Genomic DNA, 11893 nt, shown 5'->3' with positions numbered 1-11893 from the left:
CTGCGCGGTCCCCGCACCACCGACGGGCCCGTCCGCCTCGCGCGGACGGGCCCGTTCGCTATGCCCGCCCTCCCGCCCGGTCCTCCCCCCGCCGCCGGGCCCGCATCGGCATCCGGCCCGAGGACAGGGAGAACAGGGGGGTCGGGGCGACCGGGGCGGGGTGCAGGGGGCGGAGGCGCCAGCGGGTGGCGAGGGTCGCCAGGGCGATCGTCATCTCCGTCCACGCGAAGCCCTCGCCCAGGCAGCCGTGCTGGCCGAGACCGAACGGGAGGAAGGCGTCCGGGGTGACCTCGCCCGCCCGCTCCGGCAGCCAGCGGTCCGGGCGGAAGGCGTCCGGAGCCCGGAACAGCCGCGGATCGCGGTGCAGCGCGTACGGGGAGAACAGCACCGTCGTCCCGGCCGCGACCGGGTACGCGCCGAGCTCCGTGTCCCGGCGGGCCGCCCGCGAGAGCAGATAGCCCGACGGGTAGAGGCGCAGGGTCTCCGTCAGCACCCTCCGGGTGTACGGGAGTTCCGCCAGGTCGTCGAAGCCCGCGGCCCGGCCGCCCAGCACCCGGTCCACCTCCGCGTGCAGGCGCTCCTCGGCGTCCGGGTTGCGCGCCAGCAGGTACAGGCACCAGGCCAGCGTGCGGGAGGTCGTCTCGGCGCCCGCCGTCAGCAGGGTCATCACCTCGTCGTGGACCTGCGCGTCCGACATCCGCTCGCCGGTCTCCGCGTCGGTCGTGCCGAGCAGCCAGGTCAGCACGTCGTCCGGCGGCTCGCCGGAGTCCGCGCGGCGCCGGGCGATCAGCGTGTCCACCAGCGTGTGCAGGCTGCGGGCGCTGCGGGCGAAGCGCCGGTTCACTTGGGTCGGCAGCCGGGACATCAGCGCCGGCAGCGGGTCCGCGCCGCGCGCCCCGACCCAGGCCATCACGTCCGTCATGGCCGTGACGACACCACCGGCGTCCGCGTCGGAGATCCCCTGGCCGAACAGGCTGCGCACCACGACGGTCGTGGCCAGACTCCCGAACTCCTCGTCCACGGCGACGACTTCGCCGTCCCGCAGCCCGTCCGTCCAGCCTTGGGCCAGCTCCGTCATCAGGTCCGCGTAGTGCCGCACCCGGGCGTGCCGGAAGGCGGGCCGGATGAGCCGGCGCTGGCGGCGGTGGAAGGCGCCCTCCGACAGCAGCAGTCCCGCGCCGGTGACCGGCTCCATCAGCCGGTACTGGGGGCTCGGGCCGAAGTCGTCCGCCCGCCGGACCAGCAGCTCCCGCACCAGCCGGTGGTCGGTCGCCACCAGCATCCGCGCGGCGCCCAGGCGCAGCGCCACCAGGCCGTCGCCGTCCAGGCCCTGCACCTCCTCCAGCAGCTCCAGCCGGCGCCGCCGCATCGCCAGGCCGTGGCCCAGCAGGGGCAGGGCGCCCGGGGCCTGCCGGGGGATCGGCACGCGGGCCGGCGCCTCGGCCGTCATCGCGCACCGCCCCACGGGCCCGCCGGGGCCGTCGCGTGCGCGAGGGCCAGCAGCACGAACACGTCGGCCAGCGCCGGCACGTCGTACAGCAGCGGCCTCGGCCCGGCCTGGTCGGGGCGGCTGAGGTAGCCGCCGTCCGGCCGCTGCCGGACCACCAGGTGGTCCAGGCCCCGGGCGAGCGGGCCGCCCGCCCGGTGGGCCGGGCCGCCGGAGGCCAGGGCGGTGACGGCGTACGCGGTGCTGATCGGGTCGCTCGGCTCGCCCTCGGCGTGCCCCCAGCCGCCGTCCGCGTGCTGGGTGCCCGCCAGGTGCGCCAGCGCCCGCCCGGTCGCCTCCGCGCGGGCGGCCCGCTCGGCGCCCCGCGCCCCGGGGCCGGTCAGGGCGAGCACGGCGCGGAAGACCGCGTTGCTCGCGTTGCGGCTCCAGCTCCGCTCGAAGGTGCCGTCCGGGCGCTGGTGGCGCACGACGTACCGGACCGCCCCCGCCACCACCTCCCGCAGGTCCGGGTGGGGCGCCAGGGCGCTCGCCGCCGCCGCCGTCATCGCGATCTCGGAGCTCGTGCCGCGCGCGAAGGTGGGGAAGCCGCCGTCGGGGTTGCGGATGCCGAGGAGGTAGCCCTCCGCCCCGGCGATCGCCGCCCGGTGCCGCTCGGGCGCGGCCCGGCGCAGGAACTCCAGGACGTAACAGGTGTCGTCGGCGTCGCTCTGTCCGACACCCGCGTGGAAGCCGTAGCCGCCGTCCCGGTTGGCGCGCAGCGCGAGGGCGTCCGCCATCGGCACGAGCGGGGCGGGCGGTTCGGGCAGCAGGGACAGGGCGAGTCCGGCGGCGGCCGTGGTGAAGACGTTCATGCCCTCGATGAACGGGATCCCGCCGTCCGCCCGCAGCCGCCCGGCCACGTGCTTCAGGACCTCCCGGAGCGCCGGGCGGTGCCGGGGGGAGTGGCGCAGGGCGAGCAGCGCGAGGAGCTGGGCGAGGTTGTTGCACTCCCAGGCGGGACCCGGTTCGAGGGCGGGCAGCAGGGCCCGCCAGTCCTCGGCGCGTACGGCGTCGGGGCGGCCGGTGCCGTGGGCGGCGAGCACCTTCAGCGCCTTCATCTCCACGTGCAGCCAGCTCTGTTGGGGCCGCGTGTCGTACGCCTCCCACGGGACGGCGGGGAACGCGCCCGCGCCGAGGGCTGCGAGCACCGTCCCGAACATCAGGCGCTTGCGCCCGGCGGTGAAGTGCTCGAACCCGTCGAGACCGGCCGTCAGCGCCCGTTCGGCGTCCCCGCCCCGCCCGGCGTCGCCGAGGACCGCGTGGGCGACGGCCCGCTGGAACGGGTCGGGCGGGTCGGTGCGCAGGGCGGTGCGCAGGTACGCGGTGAGCCGGGCGGCCGCCTCGGGCTCGGCCCGCTCCGCCGTCAGCAGCGCGAGCGCGAGGGCCGATTCCAGCACCCGGCTCTCGCACGGCGCGGGCAGCAGGCCGTCGGGGCCCGCCGAGCCCGCGACCCGCCGCGCCAGCCGGTCGCGACAGCGGACCAGGTCGGGCGCCGAGGCGGGCGGGGGGAGCGGGCCCGAGGGGGCGGGGATGGGGAGGGTGAGGGGGGATGGGGTGGGGGTGGCCGTGGGCGTCGGTGCAGCGTGCACGGTGTCCTTCTCACGTCGGACCGGTGGTGGGGGGTGGGGGTGGGGCGGGGACCGGGTGTCCGGGGTTACGGAGTCACGGGGGAGCGGGCGGTGGCGGTCAGGAACCCGGGGCGGGCAGCAGGCCCTCGTCGAGCAGCCGGGTCAGGATGCGGCGGCCCTCCGGGACGAAGGGCGTCGGCGGGTGGTCCAGCAGGTCCCGGGGGTGGGCGAAGAAGTGGTCCGCGACCTCGCGGGGGTCGGTCTCGCGCGGTGCGGTGACCTCGGCGACGTGCACCGCCAGCCAGCAGGGGCCGACCGGTGAGGGGCGGGGCTCGCGCAGCACCGGGCGGGGCGCGGCCGACAGGCCCAGTTCCTCGCGCAGTTCGCGGGCGGCGGCCGACTCGTAGCTCTCGCCGGCCCGGGGGCAGCCGCCGACCAGGATGTCGTGGTGGCCCGGGTAGACCGCGGCCCGCACCGGGCGCCGGTAGACGAGGAGGCGTCCGTCGGCGGCCACGCACACGGTCGCCGCGACCCGGTAGTGGAGGCCCAGGGCCGCGGCCCCGCCGCGCGGGCCGCGCGTCACCGGACGGTCGTCCGCGTCGACGTAGTCCACGGTCTCCTGGGTCTCCTGCGCCGTCACGCTGCCCCTCCCGTACCGGTGTTCCTGCCGCCGGTGGAGACTACCGTACGTAACCGCTCGCGCTCGCACGGTAATATCCGCTGGCCCGCACGAACCAGGCACGATCCAGGAGCGCCATGACCTTCGACGAGCTCAAGAGCACCCTCATCGGCATGGGAATGCCGCCGGAGCAGCTGGACCCGGACGCGCTGCGGGACGAGGCGGGCCTCGACTCGCTGTTCGCCGCCGAACTCGCCCTGGTCCTGCGGCAGGAGAAGGGCATCCGGATCCCCGAGGAGGAGATCCTGTCCGCCGCCACCCTGGCCGACGTCGCCGCCGCCGTCGGCCACCGCGCGGGAGCGGAACGGTGACCGACGCCGCCATCACCGGCGTCGGACTGCTGACGCCCGCGGGCGACGGCCGGGAGGCCACCTGGCGGCGGGTGTGCGCCGGGGAGCCCGCCGCCGCCCTGCACCGGGACGGCCACGGCACCTTCGTGGTCGGCCGGGTGCCCGCCTACGACCCCGCCCGGCTCGGCGACGCCCGGCGCTGGAAGCCGGACCGGGCCGGGCAGTTCGCGCTGCTCGCCGCGGGCGAGGCGCTCGACGACGCCGGGCTCGACCCGGCGCGGTGGGACGGCGCCCGGGTCGCCGTCCTCGTCGGCTCCGGCACCGCCGGGGCGGAGACCTACGAGCGCTACCGGCCCATGCTGGACACCGCGCCCGAGGACGTACCGCCGCTCGCGCTGCCCAGCAGCCTCGCCAACTCGCCCGCCGCGCTGGTGTCGATGGCCTTCGGCGCGCGCGGCACCACCGCCGTCGTCAACACCGCCTGCGCCTCCGGCGCGACCGCCCTCGCCATGGCCTGCGACCTGCTCGCGCTGGACCGCTGCGACATCGTCCTGGTCGGCGGCACGGAAGCCGGCCTCACCCCGTACCACCTGCGGGGCTTCGACCGGCTCGGCGCCCTCTCGCGGCGCTACGAGGACCCGCTGGGCGCCTCCCGGCCGTTCGACGCGCAGCGGGACGGCTTCCTCATCGCGGAGGGCGCCGGATTCCTCGTCGTGGAGCGGCCGGAGCACGCCGCCGCGCGCGGCGCGAGGGTCCGCGCCCGGGTCGTCGGGCACGGCTCCGCCTCCGACGCGCACCACGCCGTGGCGCCGCACCCGGAGGGCACCGGCATCGCCGCCGCCGTCGACGACGCGCTGCGGAACGCCGGGCTCCAGCGGCGCGACATCCAGCACGTCAACGCGCACGGCACCAGTACACCCCGCGGTGATGCGATCGAAAGCGAGGTGCTGGCACGGGCGTTCGCCCACCGGCCGGCCGTCACCTCCACCAAGGGCGTCACCGGGCACCTGATGGGGGCGGCGGGCGCCGTGGAGGCCGCGCTGACCGCGCTGTCGCTGCAGAACGGGATCGTGCCGCCGACGGCCAACCTCGGCACCCCGGGACCCGGCATCGAGGTGGACGTGTCCGGGACGGGCCGCTCGGCGCGCCTCGACACCGCCCTCTCGCTCTCCGTCGGGTTCGGCGGCCACAACGTGGCCCTCGTCCTCGCCGCCGCGTGACCGCCCGCGCCCGCGTCCTCGGCGCCCGGGTCCCGGGACCGCGCGGCGGCCCCGCACCCGCCCGGATCCCGTTCACCGAGCGGGACCGGATCACCCTCGAACTCTCCCGGCACGGCGGCGACATGATCCTCGGCGCCGTGCTGCGCCTGGACGGCCCGCCGCCGACGCCGGGGGAGCTCGCGGCGCACCTGCGGGCCCGGATCGGCCGGGTGCCGGAGCTGACGTACCGCCCGTACGGGCTGGCCGGCCGGCGCCCCTCCTGGGCGCCGGACCCCGACTTCGACGTCGCCCGGCACGTGTACGAGGAGGTGCGGCCCGCGCGCCCCGGCCCGGCCGCCGACGCCGATCTGGCGGCCGTGCTCGGCCTGCCGCTGCCCGAGGACCGGCCCCTCTGGGGGGTGTGGCTGGTCCGCCCCGCTGAGCCCGGGGCCACCGGCTACGCGCTCTGCTACCGGGTCCACCACGCCTTCCAGGACGGGCAGGCCGCGATGGCCGCCGTGGAGGCGCTGTTCGGACCCGCGCCGGGGGAGGCCCCGGCGCCCCTCGGAGACCCCGGGCCCGCCGCCGCGCCCGACCCCGGGCCGCCGGGCCCCGGCCCCGCGCACGCCGTCACCCTCCGGCTCGACACCGCCGTGCTGTTCCGCGCCGCCCGCGCCGCCGGGGTCTCGCTGCACCAGCTGTGCCTGGCCCTGGCCACCGCCACCGCCCGGACGTGGGGCCCGCTCGCGGACACCGCGCCGCTCCGCGCCAACCTCGGCATCAGCCTGCGCCCGCCCGCGACACCGGTCCGCCCGATCGGCAACGAGGTCGGGGTGCTCTGCGTCGAGCTTCCCGTCGACGAGCGGGACCCGCGGGCCCGGCTGCGGCGGCTGGCGCGGGCCGTGCCCGGCAGCCGGCTGGTCGGGCGGGGGCGCCGGGCGCACCGGCTGCGGGCCCGCTGGCCGGTGCTCGACCGGCTCGCCCTGCGGCGGGCCATCGACCCGCGCTCGGCCGCGCTGAGCGTCGCCGACGTGCGGGTGCGGCGGGTCCTGGAGTTCGCCGGGACGCCCGTCCGGCACGCGTACCCGATCCCCGTCCTCGTGCCCGGCCAGCGCCTCTTCATCGCCTGGACCTCGTACCGGGGTCAGCTCCACGTCAGCTTCCGCGCTGACCGGCCGATGCCCGACCCCGAGCTGCTGCCGCGGCTGTGGCGAGCGGCCGTCGAGGAGCTGCTGCGGGCGCTGGAGGGGTGAGCGGGGGTCCCTCCCTCGCGCCCCCGTCCGGTCTCGTAGGCCGTGCCCGTGCCCGACCTCGTATGTGCCGCTTGTCCCGCCCGTCCCCGTACGCACGCTCGTCCCGTCCGTCCCTCTCGTACCGCCTGTAAGGAAGCCATGTCCCCGTCCTCCCGCTCCGCCACCACAGCCGCCGTCCCCGGCCCCGCTCCGGCCCCCGAGGCCGCACCCGAGTCTGCTCCCGAGGGCGGTGTCGTCGGGCTGCTGCGGGAGGCCGCGCAGGCCGGGCCGGTCACCCCGCTCCGCATCGGCGACCGGTCGTTCGTCCTGGCGACCGGGCCCGAGCAGATGCTCCAGATCCTGGCCCGGCGGCCGGAGGTGTACGTCAAGCACGGGCACCGGGCCCGGCCGCTCCTCGGCGACGGGCTGATCTCCGCCTCGGGGGAGGCGTGGCAGCGGCAGCGCAGGCTGCTCCAGGGGCAGTTCACCGTCACCGGCACCCGCCGCTGGGCCCACCACATCGCGGGCGCGGCCGAGCGGATCGCGGACCGCTGGGCGGCGGCGCACGCCGGGGGCGCGCAGGTGGACATCGGGCGGGACATGCGCTTCTTCGCGCTGGACACCATCTGGCGCGCGCTCACCGGCACCGCCCTCGACGAGGCGACCGAGCGGGAGCTGGAGGCCGTGGACACGGTCGTCGCCTCGCTGCCCACGCTCGCCGGAGGCGCGCCCGACCCCGCGCTCGCCGTCGACGAGGCGCTGCAAGCGATCGACACCACCGCCCACCGGGTGATCGCCCTGGCCCGGGAGCGGCGCGCCGGGGCGGCGCGCGGGACGGGGCACGAGGCGGCGCACGGGGCCGCGCCCGGCGGGCAGCCGCACCTCCTGGACCTGCTCCTGGACACCGCCGAGACCCGGACGGAGTACACCGATCGGCTGATCCGCGACGAACTCGTCACGCTCCTCGTGGCCGGGCACGAGACGACCGCGCAGACCCTGTGCTGGCTCTTCGTCCTGCTCGACCGGCACCCGGAGGCCCACGACCGCTTCCTCGCCGCCCACGCCTCGGCCGCCGGGCCCGCCGAGCGCGACGCGCAGCTGAACGCGCTGGTCCAGGAGGCGCTCCGGCTCTACCCGGCGGTGTGGCTGGTGCCCCGGCACGCCGCCCGCGACGACGTCCTCGACGGGGTGGCGATCACCGCCGGGACCGGCGTCCTGGTCTGCCCGTACCTCACCCACCGCATCCCCGAACTGTGGCCGGATCCGGAGCACTTCGCGCCCGAGCGCTTCCTGCCGGGCGGCCGGCGGCCCCAGCACCCGGCCGCCTTCCAGCCCTTCGGCGTCGGCGCCCGCGCCTGCCTCGGGCAGCACTTCGCGCTCCAGGAGACGCTGGCCCTGCTGCGGCTGCTGCTCCCCGCGTACCGCCCGGTCCTGGCCGACCCGCCCCGGGGCGCCGTCTTCGGCGCCAACCTGCGCCCGGACGGACCCGTCCGGGGGACCCTCACCGCGCTGCGGCCGTGACCTTCTGAGGCGCTGTCAAGTCCCTTTTCCGCCGCGGGAAAACCCGTGGACGGGGCGGGGCGCCGCGCGGAACACTTCCCGGCCTGTCCACTGAGGTCCGACAAGGCAGGGTTGGGATGGATACGTCTGCGACACCCGAGGGCGCGCCCGAAGGTTCACCGGCCAGGGGGCCGGTGCTCCTGGCGCTCCGCTACTACGCCAGGGAGCTGGCCAGGCTCAAACGCCTGACCGTTCCCTCGATGCTGCTTCCGGCGCTGGGCAACATCGGCATCTACTACATCGCGCCGCTCCTGGTCGCCAAGCTGGTCGGCGGGCTCGCCGACGGGAGCGCGGGGCTCGGCGCGGGGCTCGGCCCGGCGCTGCCGTACGTCCTCGGCTTCGCCGGGGTGCTGCTGCTCTCCGAGGCGATGTGGCGGCTCGGGCTGCACTGCCTGAACCGGCTCGACGCGCACGGCATCGAGCACCTGTACGTCCTCGGCATGGACGAGCTCTTCGCCAAGGACGCCGCCTTCTTCCACGACAACTTCGCCGGGTCCCTGACCAAGCGGGTGCTGAGCTTCGCCTCCCGCTTCGAGGAGTTCGTCGACACGCTGGCCTTCTCGGTGGTCGGCAACCTGGTGCCGCTGCTCTTCGCCTCGGTGGTGCTCTGGACGTACGAACCGCTGCTCGTCCTCGGGCTGCTGGTGATGATCGTGTTCACGGCGGTGCTGGTGAGGCCGCTGATCCGACGCCGTCAGCAGCTCGTCAAGCACCGCGAGGCCGCCATCGCGCGGGTCTCCGGGCACGTCGCCGACAGCCTGACGAACATGGACACGGTCCGCGCCTTCGCCGCCGAGGACCGCGAGGCCGCCGAGCACCGCTCCCGGGTCGCCGAGTCGCGACGGCTCCAGCTGCGCTCCTGGGACTTCGGCAACCTGCGCATCGACACGCTGGTCGCGCCGCTGTCCGTGCTGACCAACGTGCTGGGCCTCGCGCTCGCCCTCTCGCTCGGCGCGGGGGAGCACGGCGTGGAGACGGTCGTCGTCGCCTTCACGTACTACACCAACGCCACCCGGATCATGTTCGAGTTCAACCAGATCTACCGCCGGCTGGAGAGCTCGATGACGGAGGCGGCGCAGTTCACCGAGCTGCTCCTGCAGCCGCCGACCGTGCGCGACCCGGAGGCGCCGGAGCCGCTGCGGAGCCAGGGCGCCGACGTGCGCTTCGAGCGGGTGACCTTCGCCCACTCGGGTGGCGACCCGCTCTTCGACGGCCTCGACCTGGCCGTGCCGAGCGGGGCGAAGATCGGCCTGGTGGGCCGTTCGGGCGGCGGCAAGACCACGCTCACCCGGCTGCTGCTGCGGATGACCGACATCGACGCGGGGCGGATCCTCGTCGGCGGGCAGGACATCAGCCGGATGCGCCAGTCGGACCTGCGCGGACTGATGGCGTACGTGCCGCAGGACCCGGCGATGTTCCACCGGACCCTGCGGGAGAACATCGCCTTCGCCCGGCCGGGCGCCACCGAGGCCGAGATCCGGCGGGCCGCCGAGGCCGCGCACGTCACGGAGTTCGCCGACGCGCTGCCCGAAGGCTTCGACACCATGGTGGGCGAGCGCGGGGTGAAGCTCTCCGGCGGGCAGCGCCAGCGGGTCGCGCTGGCGCGGGCGATCCTGCGCGACGCGCCGATCCTGCTGCTCGACGAGGCGACCAGCGCCCTGGACTCGGAGAGCGAGGTGCTGGTCCAGGACGCCCTGTGGCGCCTGATGGAGGGGCGGACGGCCTTCGTGGTCGCCCACCGGCTCAGCACCGTCGCGCACATGGACCGGCTCGTGGTCCTGGACCGGGGCCGGATCATCGAGCAGGGCTCGCACCAGGAGCTGCTGGCGGAGGACGGGGCCTACGCCCGGCTCTGGCAGCACCAGTCGGGCGGCTTCCTCGACGAGTCGGCGGAGGGGGCGGAGCGGGCGGCGGTGCGCTGAGGGCGGACCGCCCGGACTGCGGGCGGATCCGGGCCCGGCTACGCTGGGCCCGGATCTTCTGTCCGGTTGGTACCTATTTGTCGCTTCTCGTCGCCCGGGAGTCACGTGGTCACCCCGCAGCCCGTCCTCGCCCCTCCCACACAGGCCGCCGTCTTCCTCGTGGTCACCGTGAACCCCGGCGGCGAGGCCGCGGCACGGGACGCCCTGGAAGGGCTCGCCGGACTCGTCCGCACCGTCGGCTTCCGCGAGCCCGAGGCGGCCCTCAGCTGCGTCACCGGGATCGGGTCCGTGGCCTGGAGCCGCCTCTTCGCCGGCCCCGCCCCGCGCGAACTGCACCCCTTCGTCCCCCTGGAGGGCGCCCGCCACCGCGCCCCCGCCACCCCCGGGGACCTCCTCTTCCACATCCGCGCCCGGCGCATGGACCTCTGCTTCGAGCTGGCCCGGCTGGTCGTGGGCAGCCTCTCCGGTGCCGTGACCGTCGTCGACGAGGTGCACGGCTTCCGCTACTTCGACGACCGCGACCTGCTGGGCTTCGTCGACGGCAGCGAGAACCCCGAGGGCGGCGCCGCCGCCGAGGCCGTCTTCGTCGGCGCGGAGGACCCCGCATTCGCCGGCGGCAGCTACGTCGTCGTGCAGAAGTACCTCCACGACATGCCCGCCTGGCAGGGGCTGAGCGTCGAGGAGCAGGAGCGGGCCATCGGCCGCCACAAGGCCGACAACGTGGAGCTGCCCGAGGACGTCAAACCGGCGGACTCGCACGTCGCGCTCAACACCATCACCGACGAGAACGGCGAGGAGCGGCAGATCCTGCGCGCCAACATGCCGTTCGGGAGCGTCGGCAGCGGCGAGTACGGCACGTACTTCATCGGCTACGCCCGCACCCCCGCCGTGACCGAGCTGATGCTCTCCCACATGTTCCTCGGCGACCCGCCCGGCACCACCGACCGGATCCTCGACTTCTCCACCGCCGTGACGGGCTGCCTCTTCCACGTGCCGAGCGCCGACTTCCTCGACGACCTGCCCGCCCCGCCCGCCGCCGCGTCCACCGCCGCGTCCCCCGCGTCCGGCGCCGCGTCCGCCGACGGCGGGCTCGGCATCGGCATCGGCAGCCTGAAAGGAGCGTGAACCGCGATGGCCCCCACCGCCGACCCGGACCGCACCACCAACCTGCACCGCGAACTCGCCCCCGTGACCCCCGCCGCCTGGGAGCAGATCGAGGAGGAGGCCCGGCGCACCTTCCGGCGGCACGTCGCCGGACGCCGGGTCGTCGACGTCCCCGACCCGGCGGGACCCGGGCTCGCCGCCGTCGGCACCGGCCACCTCACCGGCATCGACCCGCCCGCCCCCGGCGTCACCGCCCGGCTGCGCGAGGCGAAGCCGCTGGTCGAACTGCGGGTGCCGTTCACCGTCAGCCGCTCCGCCGTGGACGACGTCGAGCGGGGCTCGGCCGACTCCGACTGGCAGCCCGTGAAGGACGCGGCGCGCGCCATGGCCTTCGCCGAGGACCGGGCGATCTTCGACGGCTATCCGGCGGCCGGCGTCCAGGGGCTGCGGGACCGCACCTCCAACCCGGTGCTCCGGCTGCCCGCCGAGCCCCGCGACTACCCCGACGCGGTCAGCCACGCCCTCACCGCGCTCCGGCTCGCCGGCGTGGACGGCCCGTACGCGCTGCTGCTCGGCGCCGACGAGTACAGCGCCGTCAGCGAGACCTCCGACCACGGCTACCCGATCGCCGCCCACCTGGCCCGGATGCTCGACGGCCCGCCGCTGTGGGCCCCCGCGCTCAGCGGCGCCTTCGTGCTGTCCACCCGGGGCGGCGACTTCGAACTGCGGCTCGGCCAGGACCTGGCCATCGGCTACACCGGGCACGACGCGCACGGTGTCGAGCTGTACTTCCAGGAGACCTTCGCCTTCCTCCCCTACACGGACGAGGCCATCGTCGTCCTGACCCACTGAG

Annotated in this window: 10 protein-coding genes; 7 read left to right on the top strand and 3 right to left on the bottom strand. The window is 76.2% G+C overall.

Annotated elements, in window-relative coordinates:
- Positions 1–58 precede the first annotated feature (58 nt).
- The 3 genes from AB0C99_RS20330 to AB0C99_RS20320 all read right to left on the bottom strand — a co-directional run bounded on the left by AB0C99_RS20330 (position 59) and on the right by AB0C99_RS20320 (position 3694).
- Positions 59–1450 carry a cytochrome P450 gene (locus AB0C99_RS20330; protein ID WP_362476737.1) on the bottom strand — a complete coding sequence of 464 codons (1392 nt, stop codon included), beginning with the start codon at positions 1448–1450 and terminating at the stop codon, positions 59–61.
- The gene (locus tag AB0C99_RS20325) at positions 1447–3075 is read right to left on the bottom strand and encodes a prenyltransferase/squalene oxidase repeat-containing protein (RefSeq protein WP_362476735.1); all 1629 of its coding nucleotides are present in this window, start codon (positions 3073–3075) and stop codon (positions 1447–1449) included. Before AB0C99_RS20325 ends, AB0C99_RS20330 begins: the two co-directional genes overlap by 4 nt.
- Before the next feature lie 97 nt (positions 3076–3172).
- A complete protein-coding gene (locus AB0C99_RS20320; RefSeq protein WP_362476734.1) occupies positions 3173–3694 on the bottom strand; it encodes an NUDIX domain-containing protein in 522 nt (173 codons plus the stop codon).
- Between the two features lie 116 nt (positions 3695–3810).
- Here AB0C99_RS20320 and AB0C99_RS20315 point away from each other — a divergent pair, with 116 nt between their 5' ends.
- The 7 genes from AB0C99_RS20315 (at position 3811) to AB0C99_RS20285 (ending at position 11892) form a co-directional block, all read left to right on the top strand.
- Positions 3811–4044 carry an acyl carrier protein gene (locus tag AB0C99_RS20315; RefSeq protein WP_362476732.1) on the top strand — a complete coding sequence of 78 codons (234 nt, stop codon included), beginning with the start codon at positions 3811–3813 and terminating at the stop codon, positions 4042–4044.
- Complete coding sequence (locus AB0C99_RS20310) at positions 4041–5243, top strand: beta-ketoacyl-[acyl-carrier-protein] synthase family protein (protein WP_362476730.1); 1203 nt, start codon at positions 4041–4043, stop codon at positions 5241–5243. Before AB0C99_RS20315 ends, AB0C99_RS20310 begins: the two co-directional genes overlap by 4 nt.
- On the top strand, positions 5240–6475 hold the full coding sequence (locus AB0C99_RS20305; RefSeq protein WP_362476728.1) for a wax ester/triacylglycerol synthase domain-containing protein: 1236 nt from the start codon (positions 5240–5242) through the stop codon (positions 6473–6475). The genes AB0C99_RS20310 and AB0C99_RS20305 overlap by 4 nt, the downstream gene beginning before the upstream one ends.
- Before the next feature lie 138 nt (positions 6476–6613).
- Entirely contained in the window at positions 6614–7975 is a 1362-nt protein-coding gene (locus AB0C99_RS20300; RefSeq protein ID WP_362476727.1) for a cytochrome P450, read from the top strand.
- A gap of 116 nt (positions 7976–8091) precedes the next feature.
- Entirely contained in the window at positions 8092–9936 is a 1845-nt protein-coding gene (locus AB0C99_RS20295; protein WP_362476725.1) for an ABC transporter ATP-binding protein, read from the top strand.
- Positions 9937–10041: 105 nt separating this feature from the next.
- The gene (locus tag AB0C99_RS20290; RefSeq protein WP_362476723.1) at positions 10042–11061 is read left to right on the top strand and encodes a Dyp-type peroxidase; all 1020 of its coding nucleotides are present in this window, start codon (positions 10042–10044) and stop codon (positions 11059–11061) included.
- A 6-nt stretch (positions 11062–11067) separates the two neighbouring features.
- Positions 11068–11892 carry a family 1 encapsulin nanocompartment shell protein gene (locus tag AB0C99_RS20285; RefSeq protein ID WP_362476721.1) on the top strand — a complete coding sequence of 275 codons (825 nt, stop codon included), beginning with the start codon at positions 11068–11070 and terminating at the stop codon, positions 11890–11892.
- Position 11893: the final 1 nt, after the last annotated feature.

It is taken from the genome of Streptomyces sp. NPDC048659, from assembly GCF_040650575.1.
Classification (GTDB): Bacteria; Actinomycetota; Actinomycetes; order Streptomycetales; family Streptomycetaceae; genus Streptomyces.
Note: the sequence above shows the minus strand (reverse complement) of the source record. Positions and strands in the feature narration are given on the sequence as shown.